Origin of the sequence: Arcanobacterium sp. S3PF19, assembly GCF_000758825.1 — a bacterium.
GTDB lineage: Bacteria > Actinomycetota > Actinomycetes > Actinomycetales > Actinomycetaceae > Arcanobacterium_A.
Genome location: NZ_JRMX01000005.1, coordinates 155,532 through 171,103 on the forward strand (window position 1 = coordinate 155,532; position 15,572 = coordinate 171,103).

Annotated in this window: 15 protein-coding genes; 4 read left to right on the top strand and 11 right to left on the bottom strand. The window is 57.7% G+C overall.

All coding sequences use genetic code 11. The features are described 5' to 3' along the window. Positions 1-45: 45 nt before the first annotated feature. The 4 genes from HMPREF1631_RS01205 to HMPREF1631_RS07195 are packed head-to-tail and all read right to left on the bottom strand — an operon-like array spanning position 46 to position 3,489. On the bottom strand, positions 46-909 hold the full coding sequence (locus HMPREF1631_RS01205; RefSeq protein WP_034231333.1) for a TlyA family RNA methyltransferase: 864 nt from the start codon (positions 907-909) through the stop codon (positions 46-48). A 5-nt stretch (positions 910-914) separates the two neighbouring features. Continuing rightward, entirely contained in the window at positions 915-1,049 is a 135-nt protein-coding gene (locus tag HMPREF1631_RS07265) for a hypothetical protein (protein ID WP_255347275.1), read from the bottom strand. Next, positions 1,046-2,083 (bottom strand): HAD-IIA family hydrolase, encoded by a 1,038-nt coding sequence (locus tag HMPREF1631_RS01210; protein WP_034231335.1) that lies wholly within the window; start codon positions 2,081-2,083, stop codon positions 1,046-1,048. Before HMPREF1631_RS01210 ends, HMPREF1631_RS07265 begins: the two co-directional genes overlap by 4 nt. Further along, positions 2,083-3,489, bottom strand: a complete 1,407-nt coding sequence (locus HMPREF1631_RS07195; RefSeq protein WP_232215386.1) for a hypothetical protein — start codon at positions 3,487-3,489, stop codon at positions 2,083-2,085. The genes HMPREF1631_RS01210 and HMPREF1631_RS07195 overlap by 1 nt, the downstream gene beginning before the upstream one ends. Positions 3,490-3,650: 161 nt before the next feature. Between HMPREF1631_RS07195 and HMPREF1631_RS01220 the strand changes: the two genes are divergently transcribed. Then, on the top strand, positions 3,651-4,733 hold the full coding sequence (locus HMPREF1631_RS01220) for a polyprenyl synthetase family protein (RefSeq protein ID WP_034231518.1): 1,083 nt from the start codon (positions 3,651-3,653) through the stop codon (positions 4,731-4,733). Positions 4,734-4,758: 25 nt separating this feature from the next. On the opposite strand, the gene HMPREF1631_RS01225 is transcribed toward HMPREF1631_RS01220, so the two are convergent. After that, positions 4,759-5,118, bottom strand: a complete 360-nt coding sequence (locus HMPREF1631_RS01225) for an Rv2175c family DNA-binding protein (protein ID WP_034231337.1) — start codon at positions 5,116-5,118, stop codon at positions 4,759-4,761. A gap of 142 nt (positions 5,119-5,260) precedes the next feature. Here HMPREF1631_RS01225 and HMPREF1631_RS06705 point away from each other — a divergent pair, with 142 nt between their 5' ends. Further along, on the top strand, positions 5,261-6,814 hold the full coding sequence (locus HMPREF1631_RS06705; protein ID WP_052046911.1) for a transglycosylase SLT domain-containing protein: 1,554 nt from the start codon (positions 5,261-5,263) through the stop codon (positions 6,812-6,814). Positions 6,815-6,893: 79 nt separating this feature from the next. After that, positions 6,894-8,927: a Stk1 family PASTA domain-containing Ser/Thr kinase gene (gene pknB, locus HMPREF1631_RS01240; RefSeq protein ID WP_034231342.1), complete on the top strand. Its 2,034-nt coding sequence runs from the start codon at positions 6,894-6,896 to the stop codon at positions 8,925-8,927. A gap of 99 nt (positions 8,928-9,026) precedes the next feature. Here pknB and HMPREF1631_RS01245 read toward each other — a convergent pair whose 3' ends face one another. The 6 genes from HMPREF1631_RS01245 to HMPREF1631_RS01270 form a co-directional block, all read right to left on the bottom strand. Beyond that, complete coding sequence (locus HMPREF1631_RS01245) at positions 9,027-10,253, bottom strand: pyrophosphate--fructose-6-phosphate 1-phosphotransferase (RefSeq protein WP_034231345.1); 1,227 nt, start codon at positions 10,251-10,253, stop codon at positions 9,027-9,029. A gap of 73 nt (positions 10,254-10,326) precedes the next feature. Beyond that, complete coding sequence (locus tag HMPREF1631_RS01250; protein ID WP_034231348.1) at positions 10,327-10,746, bottom strand: response regulator transcription factor; 420 nt, start codon at positions 10,744-10,746, stop codon at positions 10,327-10,329. A gap of 41 nt (positions 10,747-10,787) precedes the next feature. Further along, the gene (locus tag HMPREF1631_RS01255) at positions 10,788-11,738 is read right to left on the bottom strand and encodes an FKBP-type peptidyl-prolyl cis-trans isomerase (RefSeq protein ID WP_034231351.1); all 951 of its coding nucleotides are present in this window, start codon (positions 11,736-11,738) and stop codon (positions 10,788-10,790) included. A 69-nt stretch (positions 11,739-11,807) separates the two neighbouring features. Further along, positions 11,808-12,158 carry an iron-sulfur cluster insertion protein ErpA gene (gene erpA / locus HMPREF1631_RS01260; protein WP_034231352.1) on the bottom strand — a complete coding sequence of 117 codons (351 nt, stop codon included), beginning with the start codon at positions 12,156-12,158 and terminating at the stop codon, positions 11,808-11,810. Positions 12,159-12,233: 75 nt separating this feature from the next. Continuing rightward, positions 12,234-13,403 (bottom strand): glycerate kinase, encoded by a 1,170-nt coding sequence (locus tag HMPREF1631_RS01265; protein WP_034231354.1) that lies wholly within the window; start codon positions 13,401-13,403, stop codon positions 12,234-12,236. Further along, positions 13,404-14,747, bottom strand: a complete 1,344-nt coding sequence (locus HMPREF1631_RS01270) for a M20/M25/M40 family metallo-hydrolase (protein WP_034231357.1) — start codon at positions 14,745-14,747, stop codon at positions 13,404-13,406. It lies immediately after the preceding gene. A 145-nt stretch (positions 14,748-14,892) separates the two neighbouring features. Here HMPREF1631_RS01270 and HMPREF1631_RS01275 point away from each other — a divergent pair, with 145 nt between their 5' ends. After that, entirely contained in the window at positions 14,893-15,546 is a 654-nt protein-coding gene (locus HMPREF1631_RS01275) for a DUF3043 domain-containing protein (protein WP_052046912.1), read from the top strand. Positions 15,547-15,572: the final 26 nt, after the last annotated feature.

Sequence of the window (15,572 nt, forward strand, 5' to 3'; positions counted from 1 at the left end):
GTAAACAGATTCTGTTTTATTATAAGTGTTCTTTGTCTGTTCTCACTATTGTCTGCGGCTGTCTTCCCGGCGGATTTGCCGTTTTCCTGCCGGACCGGCGGCGATTGCGTCACGGATCATCTGCCCTATGTCGGTTTTTTCGGGAGTGTCGGGCATCTCCGGCGTTTTTTGCAGATAAAGGAAATACTCCACATTTCCCTTCGGGCCGGGAAGCGGAGAAGGCGCGCAGTCTTTCACCGTCAGTCCGCAGTCCGCGGCGCAGTTCGCCACTTTCAGCACGCTGCGGTAATGCAGATTCACATCACGTACCACTCCGCCCGCGCCCAGCAGTTCCCTGCCCACCTCAAATTGGGGTTTGACCATCAGAAGAAAATCCGCGCGCTCCGCGCAGGTCCGCACGAGAGCCGGAAGAACGAGCGTCAGTGAGATGAAGGAAAGATCCCCCACCACCAGCTGCGGTCTTATTCCCACTGTCTCCGGTCGCAGTTCACGCACATTGGTCCGTTCCACTACGGTTACGCGCGGATCCTCGCGCAGCCGCCACAGCAGCTGCCCGTATCCCACATCGACGGCGACCACGTGTGCGGCTCCCCGGCGCAGAAGCACATCGGTAAACCCGCCTGTGGAAGCTCCGGCGTCCAATGCCTGCACGCCCGCGATTTTCGGGGCCCGCGAACCCAGATAGGACAGTGCGCCCAGCAGTTTATAGGCACCGCGGGAAGCGTAATTGTCCATGTTTTTCGTGTCTATCACAAGCGCCTGCGCCGGATCCATCTGCCGGGCGGGCTTGGTCACGGTAATCCCGTCCAGCTTTACGCGCCCCTGCCTGATCAGCGCAACAGCCGCGCTGCGCGAAGGAGCCAGCCCGCGGCGGGCCAGTTCGGCATCCACACGAATCAGTTTTGCCATAATACTTATGCCTGCGTCCGCGAAAGCTGTTTCGCCAGTTCCGCATGTATTTCCTCAAGAACGGCTATCTGCTGTTCCAAATCCATTTCGGACAGACGCTCCAAAGACGCATCCACGGAAATCGGAGGCTTTGCCATCATTCACCCCGCACTACCGTTATCTGCGCGGGCAGACGCAGGTTCTCCCGCTTCCCGCCGTTGTCGAGATATTCCCAGACCGCGGCAGCCGCCGCCCTGTAGCTGTTTGGCAAGATCACCCCGGGCATTGCCGATCCGTCTGTCACGACCGTTCCCTGCGTTACGGCAGCGCAGTGGCCGGCGCATCTCCAAACATCCCCGTCTTTGAAGACACGCGGCATGGGCCGCGCCAAATCCGATAAGTCCAGTGCCAGAAAATTGGGGCGTTCGTCCGGTTCGGCAAGCAGAACGTCCCGTGCCCGGGAAACGCCCGTGAGCACGTGCAAAGCGGGAATTCCGGCATTCACCGCACCCGCAATATCCGTATTCAGGCGGTCGCCCACAGCCAAAACATTTTCAAAGCCGCTGTGTATCTTGGCGTAATTATAAATATAGCGGTCCGGTTTTCCTGCCGAAACCGGGGTTTTGCCCGTTGCGTTGACCACCGCGGCGACCAGCGATCCGTTTCCGATCATTTCCCCGCGTTCTTTGGGCAGTGTTGCGTCCAGATTCGTGGCAAAGTAAAGTGCTCCTTTTTTGATTGCCAGCACGGCTTCGGAAAGCTCTGCCCAGCCCACATTTTCCGCCAGTCCCTGCACGACCGCCACGGGATCGGTGTCGGCATCGGAAACCGTTTCGTATCCCGCCTCGGCAACCGCCTCCTGCACTCCGGCTCCGCCGATTACGAGCACCCGTGCCCCGGCCGGCAGATATTCTCCGAGCTGCTTTGCTGTGGTGAGCGCGGAATTCACCACTTCTTCTTCTGCGGTGGGAATTCCGATCCTGCTTAAATGCGCCGCCACCGTACGCGGTGTGCGCGAAGAGTTATTCGTAATATAAACCGTTTTTGCGCCCAGAGATTTGGCTTTTTCAAGCCCCTCCGGAGCGTGCGGAGCCGGCTGCGCGCCCAAATAGCACACGCCGTCCAGATCCAAAAACAGTGCCTCATAATGTGCGGCCGGGGGTTCATTGCAGTATAGCAGCTGTGTTGCGGGCATTATTCATTCTCTTTTTCATTTTCCGTGCCGGTGGGGAAAAGCCCGTCAAAATCTTCGTCGGAAATCTCCACGTCCCGCAGATCCGAACCGCTTTCCCGTTCGGCTGCCGGCTTTTCACCGCCTCCGTTTTCGGCTTCGTTTTCGGACGGATCCGAAGCGGTCTTTTCCTCTTCATTTTCCGGTTCGTCGTCCAAAATATCGTTCAGGTCCACCATCAGATCGCCGCCGTTTTCACCCGTAAGTTTCGCCTCCCACTCGGCGCGCAGTGCCCCGGCTTCCTCTTCCCGTCCCAATTCCGCCAAACGGTCTGCCTTTACCAACTGTACCCTGGCGGCAAGAGCGGGATTTAGGTTTTCAACCAAAATTTTCTCCAAAACCTTCAGCCCGCCCCGGGCATCTCCCAGATCGCCGTGCGCACCGGAGGCAACCAGCGCGAGTTCGATTTTCGCTTCGGGTTCAAGACGGTTCAGCGCAATCCCCTCAATAAACCGCAGCGCTTTTTCGGATCTGCCCAGTCCGCGTTCCGCGTCCGCCTCCAGGGGCACATGGGAATAATCGTCGCTCATGCGGCGGTATGTGCGCAGTTCGGTCAGGGCCTGCCTGTATCGCCCGGTCAGATACGCGGTAATTCCCAGAGCCTCGCGTACCACGTCGATCCGCGCCGCGCGCGTGTACGCCGCCCGGGCATGTCTGTATGCCGTCTCGGGTTCGATATCCAGCATTTCTCCGGCGTAGGCCAAATGGCGTGCCACGGCCTCGGCATTTTCCCGGTTCAGATTGCGCAGGTGCAGACGCGTATCGGCATCCAGACTTTCTGCGGTAACGGACTGCGGAATCTCACTGAGAATCTGTGCCCTGGCATCACGGAAGTTTCGGTCTTCGCGGGCAGGCCTGTATTCTCTGCGTTCGTTTCCGCCGAACCGTCCTTTGTTTTCCCCATAGTCCCGACGCTCCCGGGCTTTGCCGTCCCTAAAGTCCGGCCGGTCTTCACGCCGGAAATCCTTTCTTTCCCGCTTCCCCTCAAAGCGTTTGGAATAGCCGCGTCCTGCGCCGCGCGCGTCACGCCCGTCTTTGCTCTCCCCGGTGCGGTATTGCCGGCGCTGCGGCCGGCCGGAATCAAAATTTTCCTCCCGGCGCGCAGTGCCTGCGTCCTCACGGCCGAAACGGTTCCGGTATTTACCGCCCCCGTCGCCTCTTTTGCCGTTTCCGTTTGCGCCGCGCGCGTCACGCCCTCCGCGCTGCTCTTCGCCCGCCGACCATAGGCGTTTGCCGCCTTTTCCGTCTGTACGCGAATCCCGAAAAGAACGTTTCCCCGATGCGCGGCGGCCGGACGAAGCAGGGCGCCACATAGATCCTCCCGTGCCGTTCTTCCCCCGCCGGGTGCTTTGCTGTTGATTTTCAGGCATATTTTCCTCGTACTTCGGTATAAAAATTTTCAAACACTGCCTTATCAGGTTACCCGTTTCCGCGTATATATGAGGAGACAAAACGGTGTGATTTTGCTTTTCTTATTTTGCGCGGGCGCAATAAGCGGGAGATACGCTGTTTTTCCTCTATGATTGAAGGTATGAGTGAACAGGTCCGGGCGTTCCGCCAAAATGTGAATCAGTTCTTGGAAAAGTATCTGAATGCCACCGCTATCCCCGCACAAGACGTTGACGGGCGAATCCGCGATTCGTTTCTTGCGCCTGCCGCCGCACTGGCCGGAGGCGGAAAACGCACCCGGGCACTTTTTCTGGCCGCCGGGTGGCAGATGTTTTCCCCGACACCCGATTCCCTGCCGGTTACCGCCGCCGCCGCATTGGAGCTGTATCAGCTTTCCGCGCTGATTCACGACGATATTATCGACGGCGCATCTCTGCGCAGGGGCAGCGAAACCGCCCACGTGTATTTTCAAAAAGAACACGGCCGGGAGCATTGGGCAGGCAGCGGGGAGGAATACGGACGCAGCGGCGCGATTCTGCTTGGCGATTTTCTTCTTTCTCTTTCCGCACTTACTTTTGCCGACGCGGAAGCGGTGAACGATACGGCGCGGGCAGAAGCGCAGAAAATGTTTCACCGCATGACGGCAGAGGTTGCTTTTGGGCAGTATTTGGATATGCGCGGCGAATACCTGCCTTTGGACAGCGGCCACGACGCGGCGCTGCGCGGGGCAATGTCAGTGCTGTATCACAAATCCGCCCGCTATTCCGTGGAAGTTCCGCTGCTGCTGGGAGCGGTTTTGGCAGGGGCCCGCCGTGCCGATCTGGCTGCGGTTTCACGTATCGGACGTCCTTTGGGGGAAGCGTTTCAGATGCGGGACGACGTTTTGGGAATTTTCGGCGATCCGCGGGAGACGGGCAAGCCCGCCGGAGACGATCTGCGGGAAGGAAAACGCACGGTTTTGCTTTCCCTGACGCGCAAAATGCTTGCCGGTGAAGCGGAAGACCGCCGTCAGGCGGATGACTTCGATGCGCTGATCGGCAGAGAGCTGACAGACGAAGAACTGCGCAGGGCGCGTGGGTATATTGTCGGCAGCGGAGCGCTTGCCCGGCACGAGAAGATGATTTCCGCCCGCGAAACACTGGCCGCACAGGCTGCCCGGGATCTGGGCAGAAAAAGCACCATCCTTGATCTGCTGATGGATCTGCTTCGCGCCAGGCGCTCGTAACGCTGCCCGGGGCGTTAAACCGCGGTTAAAAAATCAGTCCCGTGATTTCCCTGCGGACAGCGTGAATATTGTTTTCCCGAAGAGCCTGCAGAGGTGTGGTTCCCAGCACGTCGTTTTCTTCCAGGAGCCAGCGCATTGCCTCTTCGGAATCGAATCCGGCATCGCGCAGGGCAGTCAGCGTTCCGCGCAGAGGCCGCAGGATCTCCCATTTTCCCGATTTATCCGTAAACTGCAGTCTGTGTACCGCGAGTGCGTTGTTCGGCCCCCGGCGGACCGCAAGGAGAAAGTTGCCGCGGACGAGGTTGCGCACGTCGCGCAGCGGGATCTGCAGCAGTTCGGAGACTTCCGGGTAGCTGAGCCATTGGGGCATATCATTTGAATCCATCACGCGATTATAATACCAATTTTTTGTTTCGACTTTACGACACACTACAAAATGAACTATGCTCTCAATTGTAACAATTAAAACGTTTTGAACTTTTGTCACACCAAAAACAGGTGGGCACAACTATATTGCGGAGGCAAGTGTGTCGAAAAAAATGTTAAAAGGTACCGGTACCACTCTCGCCGTAGCAGCGCTTGTGGGCGCAGTTGCCCCGACAGCCGCCACGCCGGCAAACAATATTCCGGAACAGAACGCAGATCCCCATCTTCGCGGCAACACCGTTCTCGACCATGAGGCACTTTCGCAGACCGACGGAAAACAGAAAATAAAAACGGGCTACAAAGTACAGAGCGGAGACGATCTGTCCGCAATTGCACAAAAATTCGCAGTGACGGAAAAAGATCTGATCGCTGCCAACCGTCTGGAAGCCGGAGCCGCGCTCCGGCCGGGCAAATGGCTGCAGATTCCCGCAGCGGATGCGGATAAAGACAGCCAAACGAAGTCTGCACCCGAAAGCAATACGCCCGCCGCGCCCGCTCCCGCGCCTGTCGCGGCTGCGGTTCACACCGCAGGGAACACACCCGCGGCACCCGCCGCTCCCCTGCACTCTGCCGCCCCCGCTGCGCGGCGCATCGTAACTCCGGCGCACCCGGCCGCTTCCGCGGAAAGATCCGCGGACAGAAAAGCCTTCGCCGGATATACGGTCTTCGCGGCCTTCGACGCAAAAACCTCATTGGATCGGAACCGTTCCGTTTCCGCGGCGGAGGCGAAACCCGCAGTGGCGAAAAAGCGCACACGCCGGGCACTGAGCGAGGCACCGCAGACTGATCCGCAGCCTGTGCTGGTGCCCAAGATCTCCGTATCGGCCTCTCCGAAACAAAACCCGTCTCCCGCACCGACGCCCGCGCCTGTCGCGGCTGCGGTTCACACCGCAGGGAACACACCCGCAGCGCCCGCCGCGCCCAAGACCGCTGTGCAAAGCGCGGCTCCGGCTGAGGTGCGGAAAGCCGACACACCCGAAGACACCGACCGTCTGGCACGCGAAGTTATGGCAGGAAAATACGGCTCCGGGGAAACCCGCCGGGCACTGCTGGGAAGCAGATATGCCGCAGTTCAGCAGCGGGTAAATCAGATTTCCGGTTCACGCGCACAGGCAAAACCGGCGCAGACACAGGCCGCCGCGCCCAAAACAGGGAAAACACCCAAAGCACAGCTGGTAAAGAATAATTTCCCCGGATACACGTATCCGCAGGCCACCGTAAACGCGGCAAACGAAAACAAACACGCTCTCGTTGCCTCAAAGCTTCCCTCAAAAGCCGAGGTGCAGCGGATGGTGGCAGGCACGGCGGCGCAGATGGGTGTGAATCCGAAGCTGGCTCTCGCCCATGCTTTCGTTGAGTCCGGTTTTGACGCCGCGGCTGTTTCTCCGGCCAATGCCGTGGGAACAATGCAGGTAATCCCGGGATCCGGAAAATGGGCGGGAAGTCTCGTAGGCCGCAAACTGAATCTGCTCAATCCGCAGGACAATATCGTCGCGGGTGTGGCAATTATCAGATATCTCCAGAAACACGCGGACTCCCTCGAACAGGGCATCGCCGGATATTATCAGGGACTGGGCGGGGTAAAGAAGAACGGAATGCGCCCGGATACCGTAAAATACGTGGCAAAAGTCAAGAATGCGATGAGCCGCTTCTGAATATCCGTCCCCGGTCCGTATCGGCAACATAACGTGGGTTTGTCGGGTACGGACCGGCTATTTTAGGTAACCTGAGAGAGTGAAGAACAGCGACTATCTGATCGGCACAGTTATTGATGCCAGATACCGTATTGACGCACTGATCGCCCGCGGAGGAATGGCCAGTGTCTACCGCGCGGACGATCTGCGCCTGGAGCGTCCCGTTGCACTGAAACTGATTCATCCGCATCTGGCGGAACAGGACAATTTTACCGCCCGTTTCATCCGCGAGGCACGCGCCGCCGCTTCGCTGAACGACCCGCACATTGTTGCCGTGCACGATCAGGGCGTGGCCCACACCCCCGAAGGCGAACGGGCTTATCTGGTGATGGAGCTGGTAAACGGCCCTAATCTGCGCAGCGAATTAAACCGCCTGGGATCACTCACCCTCGGACAGACGCTTTCCCTCATCGAACAGATTCTTCACGCTCTTGCCGCGGCACATAAAGCAGGCATCGTCCACCGCGACGTGAAACCCGAAAACATTCTGCTCTCGGCGCCTCTTCGCCCGGGCAGCGTGCATGCGCAGGAAACGGCAAAAGTAGCGGACTTCGGTCTCGCCCACGCCGCAGGCAGTCTGAGCGCCGGCACATCCGCCGTTCTGGGAACAGTGGCATATCTCGCACCCGAAATTCTCTCCGGCCGGCGGGCGGATGCCGCCGCCGATATTTACTCCGTGGGAATCATGGCCTACGAACTCCTTGCGGGGGAACTTCCCTACCCCGGCACCTCCGCATTTTCCCTTGCCTACGCCCACCTTAACAGGCAGATTCCGCGGATCGGGGAAAAACTTGAATGGATTCCGGAGGAAATCGACTCTCTGATTTCGCTTTTCACCGCCAAAAACACAGCCGAAAGACCCGCAAACGCGCAGGAGGCACTGAAAATACTGCGGCATGCCGAAAGCATGATTTCCCCGGAGCTCCTGCTTCGCCGGCTGCCCATATTCCCGCCGAAAGCCAATACGCTGCCCACGCAGGTTCAGCCTTCATCTGCCGAAGCGCCGACCGAAACGAAAAATACCCCCGCGGCCGGAGAACAGCCTGCATACACCGCAGACCTGCACCCGCAGCCGGCAGTCACGGAAATACTTGCAACGGCCCCCGGGACTTCTCTCCCTGAACGGCACTCCGCCGCACGTATGGCACAGACTGCGGAAAAACAAAAGAAAAAACGGAAACACAGATCCCGCCGCCTGCCGATTTTCCTCCTTCCGCTGCTGATCCTCGCCGCACTGTGCGCATCGGGCGGATACTGGTGGTTTGAATACGGGCCCGGCATGCGCCTGCAGGTAACGGACGTTGCGGGAAAAACCTCCGCCGCTGCCGCCGCACAGCTGAAAAAGGCCGGTTTTACCGCCGTGGAAACACAATATGCGTTTTCCGATACCGTTGCCAAAGATACCGCTATCGGAACAGACCCCAAAGCAGGGAGCAAAATCCACCCCTCCGCAAAACTGCGGCTGCTTATTTCCCGGGGAGTGGAATATCTGCAGGTTCCCGACCTGGTAAATCTGAATGCGGATGAAGCCCAAAAACTGCTCGGAAAGTCCCGTTTCCGGGCACGGCAGCGTGAAGACTGGTCCGAAACCGCGGAAAAAGGAAAAGTAATCAGTCAGCAGCCGGCAGCCGGCACATCCGCCGTGCACGATTCGGAGGTTCTCTTTACCGTTTCCAAAGGGCGCAAACCGATTTTGGTGCCCGACGTTACGGGAATGGCGGAAACAGAGGCACGCGCCGCGCTCGAAGCACAGTCACTGCGTGTTTCCGAAACCGAAACCTACTCGGATACCGTGGAAAAAGGCCGTATTATTTCCCTGAGTCCCGGTGCGGGTACAACGCTGCACGCAAACGACACCGTAACGCTGACCGTTTCGAAGGGCAAAACTCCGGTTCCCGTGCCCAATGTGGTCGGCAGACAGCTCGGAGAAGCCGTGAAAATCCTGAAAGATGCGGGATTTAATGTGGATGTGCAAAAAATTCTCGGCGGACTTTTCAAAACCGTGCGTCTGCAAAATCCCGCGGGCGGAGAAAAACTGCAGCCCGGCAGCACTGTGTCACTCACGGTTGTGTGACCGGCCTGCTTCGGACGCAAAGCGGGGGGGGCACCGTAGTACCCCCCCGCGAAAAGTGTTTCGGCTGTTTTGCCCGCCCGCGGCGCGGGCAGCCGTTTTTTATTCTGCGTGTTCCGACTTCGGCTCCCACTGCTGACCGATGTCCTGCATGAGATCCTTAAACCATTTCTGCGTGACGTCAAACGGCTTTGCGCCGGCAATTCTCCCGAAATCAATTGCCTTCATTGTATCGCCGTCTTCTTCGTCATTGCCGATCACGCCGGATTCGCCGCGCAGGGCACACTCCACCGCCATCTGCGCCATCTGCGCAATCAGTTTCTGATCTGCTTCGTTTGACGCCGCGGAACGGGAGAAATATCCGGACTTTTGAACCATCACTTTTTCCGCCCCGATTGCCTGCGAGAACTGTTTGGCGAACCACTGCCCGGGATTGATCGTGTCCAGCTTCACGTGACCGAACGGGTCGCGTTCCACTTCTTTTCCTTCTTCCAGCAGTTCTTCGATGATCTCGTCAATTCCCGCACCTTCGGAAAGGAAAATGTTTACATTGCCGATCTCATCCATAATTTTACGCAGCCGGGAAGCCTCCGTATCCAGATCAAAGGTAATTTCGGGAATATATACGGCATGCACATCCCACCGGTCGCCGGAAAGACCCGAAGAGGGCACCCAATCCTGCTCCCGCACCCATTTATGATAGTTATCCGCCGCCTGCGCCGTCAGATATCCGCAGTTGCGGCCCATTACTTCGTGAATGATCAGCATTCTCGGATTGGAGCGGTGTTCGCCGACGATATTTTGGGCAAACTTTGCCGCCTGCTCCGCAGCGGTCCACGCCCCGAGAGACTGGCGAATCGGCACGATATCGTTGTCAATCGTCTTCGGCAGTCCCACAACCGTCAGTTTATAGTTGTTGTCGCGAAGATACGCCGCCAGATCCGCCGCGGTGGTGTTGGTATCGTCCCCGCCGATCGTATGCAGCACGTCCACGCCGTCGCGGCGCAGATTTTCCGCCGCAACTTCCAAAGCGTTCTCCCCCGGCCTGATTAAGCCGCGGTCCACAAGATCCTGCGAATTGGTCAGCTTCACACGCGAATTGCCGATCGGCGAGCCGCCGAATTTTGCCAGTGCCGCGGCGTTGCGCCGTGCGTGTTCGTCAAACACCACATAATTGCCCGTCAGCAGACCGTGATATCCGTACTGATAACCGATAATTTCAATCTTGGGATCAAGGGCAGTGTAGCGCTGGATCAGTTCTCCGACCGCAGTGGACAGACAGGGCGCAAATCCGCCTGCGGTGAGAAGAGCAACACGGCGAACCGTCATTGTGGACCTTCCTTCTTTTTGTTTACGAATTACGGTAAAACTTTTTGTTTATACCGTTGTGCGGCTTTGGCGTTCAGTGCTTTTTCAGCACTTCACGCACTGTAACCGCCAATTCCCGGGGATTAACCGGACAGGACAGCACGGCTGCGGGTTTTGCCACCCGCGCCAGCCATTCATCCTGGGGACGCGCGATCAGCACAATATATGGGATATCCGGGTTAATTTCGTCGCGGATTTTCATCCCCAATCCGATTCCGCCCAATTTGGATGCCTCGGCATCCAAAATCATCAGATCAAATTTGCCTTCCCTGACTTTCAGCTCCGCACCTTGCCAGGTTGCCGCCTCCGTCCATGAGATTTTGGGCATATTCGCACCCAGGCGGACGCCGAGAGAATCAATTACCTCACGGCGCACGTTACGGTTATCGGAGTAGAGAAGAATCCGTACGGCATCTTTTTCCGTGTTCTCCGCCCCGGCATTGTGTTCGGTCATACCGCTCTCATTTCATCCATTTTCCCGCACGGGAGTGCGGGTTACTTCTTTCGTGCTTCCTTTGTCTGCCCCAAAATATCAACCACCAAAGCCGAAGAGAGCTTATTCGCCCCTTCCGTGTTTTCCATCGGCGGAAGGGTAATCAGTACCCGCGATCCTACGGGAATTCCGACCAGGCCGTCAAACAGCCCTGTTTTCTGCACCGGGGAACTTTGCACTCCGACCTGGCCGTATGTGGTCTCGGAAATGGAGTTGTCCCAATTCGAGGCCGCCACCTGATAGTAGATGGTAGTTCCGGCTTCCCCGACGGGCTCTCCCGTGCCCCGGGCCAGAACGGTCGTGGTCTTTTCTTTCGGATCGCTCATTTTCGGTTTTACTTTTACGGAGATCGGGCCGCCCACAGCGCCCTTTATCTCAATCGGCAGAGAAGCGGGATCCGCCTCCGGCTGCGCGTCGGGCTGCCCTGCCTGGTCTTTGGAGTAAGCATCGGTGATCTCCACGTAAAATGCGATCACGTCGTCTTTCCCTATTCCCGCCGAGGACTGTCCGCCCGCCGGGCCGTAACCCAGTTTCGGCGGTACGATCAGAGCCACTTTGGCTCCCACTTTCTGCCCGGCCAGACCCTTTGTCCAGCCCGGAATAACTTTTTCCAAAGAAAAACCGGTGGGATTTCCGCGGTCAAAGGAAGAATCGAAATGTTTCTCCTTTCCCCACACCTGACCCGTATAATTGGCCACCACGAAATCGGTGTTTTTCACTTCTTTGCCCGTGCCGGGCTGCAGCTGCTGCACAACAAGATCCCGCGGAGGTTTGGTTTTGGGAAACACAAGCGAGATCACGCCGTTTTTTTCTTCGGTTTTCAGCTGAGATTTATCCCATGGGGCAAGCTGCTGCGCGGACTGTGCGTCTTTTTCGGATTCGGCCTGCGCGCACGCGCCGACCCCAAGCAGAAGCGTACCTGCCAAAACAAGCGAAATAACTTTTCGTTTCATGGAATCCCTTCGCATTTTCCTTAAATCATGCGTATCTACGCACACCCCTCCGGCGGAGCAGGCTTTTCTTCAGTGAAACGACTCTCCGCACGAACACGTTCCGACCGCATTCGGATTGTCGATGGTAAATCCCTGGCGCTCGATCGAATCGGCAAAATCAATCACCGCACCGTTCAGATAAGGAACGGACATCCGGTCAACCACAACTTCCACGCCGTCAAAATCGGCGGTTGCGTCCCCGTCCAAAAGACGCTCGTCAAAATAAAGCTGATACATCAGTCCCGAACATCCGCCCGGCTGAACTGCCACACGCAGCCGCAGATCGTCCCTGCCTTCCTTCTCCAGCAAAGACTTTACCTTCTCGGCAGCCGCATCGGTCAGCTTAACGCCGTGTGTGGCGGTTTCGGCTTTTTCACCCATCAGAATTCCTCCGTAATTATTCGTTATTTATACTCTAACTTCTAAATACGCACAGATAAAAGTCATGAAAAAAATTCACTTCCGGCGTAATTGGGGAGCAGACCAGGTCTGCGCAATTTTCATCACCGTTTCACTCAGTTTTTTCTCCGCGAAATCCCTTTCCCCGCCGGCGCAGTCCCCCTCCGGCACGGAGAACAGAGCGGGCGTGGGATAATACGCGCTGATTCCCAGACGGGGCAGTTCTCCGCGGGAAAAATCGTTCTGCCCGCCGACCACCGCCAGCGGAATTGCCTGCCTGCCGGCAATCTGCGAAACGCGGATCAGAGTTTCCGGAATAACGTCGCCGATCCCGCCACTGAAATACAGCACCAAATCCGCCTGTTTTATCAGTGCGGTGAATTTCTTCCCCCAATACAGATCCCACAGCAGCGTTCCCGTTTCCGCAGTTTCCACGCCCAAAAGGGAAAACATCAGCCCCAGGCCGCCGCCGATCCCCGCCCACCGTCCGCCGGCGGATCCCGGTGCGGAAGGCAGCAGAGTGCGGCGCAGCGCGGCAGCGGATATCCTGTCTATCCACATTCCGGCACGGGATTCGTACTGCTGTGCCTGCGCGGGAGAAACGCCGCGGTAAGTCCACATTCTGGCCATCCCGGAAAACCCGGTGAGCTCCTGGGCAAAGGCGCAGGTAACAAAAATACCGGAGTTTTCCATGGTCTGCGCGATTTTCTTCATCTCTTCGCGCAGGACATCCGCCGGCGGAATCTGGGTAAAACTTACGGGTATTGCGCTCAGCGCGGAGAAAAACCCCAGACCGTAATCGGATGCCGTGCTGAACCGCGGAAGATTCAAAACGGTACGCTTTATCCCCAATTGCGCAATTTCTTTTACGGCTTCGCCCACCGGTGCGGAATTGCCCATAAAGGGCAGCACATCTCCGCCCGTCCGGCTTTCTCCGGTGCTCTGCCAGTTCAGATACTGTGTCAGATCAAAAACGGCCTGATCTTCGCGCGCGAAATAATCACCCACCATACCGTTTCGCAGCACCAGCGGCTCCGGCGCCGTATTGAAATGCGCCTGCAGCGCGGTTGTGATATCGCAGGCAACGCCGGTTATTTTTTCCCCGCGGGCGTCTATTCCCATATCCGGCACGTCGCCGCAGATCTGCATCCAAGCCTGTCTGCAGACCCGGGCGACGGCATCGGCGGGAAAATTCGGAAAGGCGTGCGCAAGGGCAAAAACCCGCACTTACTCTCCCAGTCTGCCGAGCAGAAGAGCCTCGGCCACGATGGCATTGCGCCAGTCGCCCAAATGCAGCGACTCGTTTTGCGAGTGGGCCCGCGTATCGGGATCTTCCACGCCGGTCACCAAAATCTCCGCCTGCGGGAAGGTTTCTTTCAAATCGGCAATAAGCGGAATGGAACCGCCGATACCGATATCGACAGATTCCCTTCCCCACGCTTCGGACAGTGCCCACCTTGCCAGTTTCGTCGTTTCGGTGTCTTCCCCGGCGGTGAAGCCCGGGCCGCACTCGTTTATCTTTGTTTCAATTTTTGCCCCAAACGGAACGTTGTCTTCCAGATAGCGAAGCAGCGTCTCTCCCGCACTGCGTGAATCCTGACCGGGTGCAACACGCAGCGAGAAGGTAACTTTTACGCTCGGAATGAGAGTGTTGGAGGCCAGACGGCAGGGAGTGACGTCCATCCCGATCACGCACACTGTCGGTTTCGTCCACAGACGCGAAGTCAGGGATCCGGTTCCCGTAAGACGAACGCCGTCCAGGATTCCCATGTCGGCACGCAGATCGGCTTCCGGGTAATCCACGTCGGTTTCGTCTTTGTGCAGCAGACCGGGCACGGCAACTTCCCCGGCTTCGTTGTGCACGGAGGCGATCAGACGCGAGGCAACCGTGACCGCATCCAGTACCGGGCCGGAATACGCGCCGGAATGAACCGCATGATCGAGAACGGAAACCGTCATTTCCGCCTGTACCACACCGCGCAGCGAAGTGGTCAGTGAGGGAACGCCGACTTTCCAGTTATTCGAATCGGCCACCACAATCACATCCGCCGCAAGACGGTCTCTGTATGTATGCAGGAAATCGGCAAACGTAGGTGAGCCCACTTCCTCTTCGCCTTCCACAAAAAGAACAATACCCACCCCGGGATCGGCCGCTTCAATTGCGGCAAGATGCAAAATCACACCGGCTTTGTCGTCGGCGGCGCCGCGCCCGTAAAGACGTCCGTTTTTCTCCGTTACTTTGTAGGGATCCGTCTCCCACAGGGCCAAATCGCCTTCCGGCTGCACGTCGTGATGCGCATAGAGCAAAATCGTCGGTTTGCCCGCTGCGGCGGCGCGCGTGGCAAGAACCGCCGGACGGCCCACCGCTCCCGAATCGGTCTTCAGTTTGATTACTTCCGCATCCAGACCGAGCCTGCGCGCTTCTCCGGCAATCCAGGCCGCCGAGCGCTCAAGAGTGGTCTGATCGAAAGAGCTTACGGAAACGGAGGGAATTGCGACCAAATCTCCCAGTTTCTCTTTGTATTTGGCAAGTTGCGAATCAACACGTTTCTTAATTGCTTCAGTATCCATAAGGCTTATCTTACCTTTTTGTTTCGCAAACAGGTAGCTGCAGAAAGCCGGATTGCGGCGGCGACTGCGCAGAATATCGGATATACGCTAGACTTGTATCGAGAATACGGAAAGCCGAATGCAAGCAACACAGGATGGAAGTTCAGTGATCAGTCCAAAATCCGCACCCGAAAACCATGATTCCCCCCGCGGGGAAAACGCGGAGGAATCCGTGAAAAAAGGCTACAATCCCCCCAAGGGAACGGCCACGCCGAAGCGCAGACAGGCGGAAAAACGAAACCGCCGTCCCCTTATCGCGGACCGCTCCCGGCTCAGCAGGGAGGAACGCCGGGAACTGAAAAAAGAACAGCGGAAAAAGTCCGATGAGCTCTACCGTCTTCAGCAGGCAGCGATGCGCACCGGCGACGAACGCCATCTTCCCCCGCAGCACAAAGGAAAAGTGCGCCGCTGGGGACGCGACTACATAGACGCCTCTTTCTGTCTTGCCGCATGGTTCATGCCGCTGGCGGTTTTGATCGTACCCCTCATTTTTCTCCAGGGCAGGTTTCCGCAGATCGCCTGGATTTCCACTCTCGTTTTGTATGCCATATTCGCGGTTATGTTTATTCACGCCCTCTACCTGGCGTATACCGCCAAAAAATACGCGGCGCGAATTTTCGGCGCCGCTGCCCTGCCCCGCGGGTTTATGGCCCAGATGCTTGGGCGCGGATTCTATCCCCGCCGCTGGCGTCTTCCCTCCCCGCAGGTAAAACGCGGAGAATTTCCTGCCGGCGCAACGTCGGCCAAGAAACCGGAATAATTTTGGCAACCGTGTCCGAAAGGCAG

Bases quoted from the DNA above. Each gene is read 5' to 3' on its own strand.
- HMPREF1631_RS01205 (WP_034231333.1), bottom strand. From the start codon at position 909: ATGGCAAAACTGATTCGTGTGGATGCCGAACTGGCCCGCCGCGGGCTG.
- HMPREF1631_RS07265 (WP_255347275.1), bottom strand. From the start codon at position 1,049: ATGATGGCAAAGCCTCCGATTTCCGTGGATGCGTCTTTGGAGCGTCTG.
- HMPREF1631_RS01210 (WP_034231335.1), bottom strand. From the start codon at position 2,083: ATGCCCGCAACACAGCTGCTATACTGCAATGAACCCCCGGCCGCACAT.
- HMPREF1631_RS07195 (WP_232215386.1), bottom strand. From the start codon at position 3,489: ATGCCTGAAAATCAACAGCAAAGCACCCGGCGGGGGAAGAACGGCACG.
- HMPREF1631_RS01220 (WP_034231518.1), top strand. From the start codon at position 3,651: ATGAGTGAACAGGTCCGGGCGTTCCGCCAAAATGTGAATCAGTTCTTG.
- HMPREF1631_RS01225 (WP_034231337.1), bottom strand. From the start codon at position 5,118: ATGGATTCAAATGATATGCCCCAATGGCTCAGCTACCCGGAAGTCTCC.
- HMPREF1631_RS01245 (WP_034231345.1), bottom strand. From the start codon at position 10,253: ATGACGGTTCGCCGTGTTGCTCTTCTCACCGCAGGCGGATTTGCGCCC.
- HMPREF1631_RS01250 (WP_034231348.1), bottom strand. From the start codon at position 10,746: ATGACCGAACACAATGCCGGGGCGGAGAACACGGAAAAAGATGCCGTA.
- HMPREF1631_RS01255 (WP_034231351.1), bottom strand. From the start codon at position 11,738: ATGAAACGAAAAGTTATTTCGCTTGTTTTGGCAGGTACGCTTCTGCTT.
- erpA (WP_034231352.1), bottom strand. From the start codon at position 12,158: ATGGGTGAAAAAGCCGAAACCGCCACACACGGCGTTAAGCTGACCGAT.
- HMPREF1631_RS01270 (WP_034231357.1), bottom strand. From the start codon at position 14,747: ATGGATACTGAAGCAATTAAGAAACGTGTTGATTCGCAACTTGCCAAA.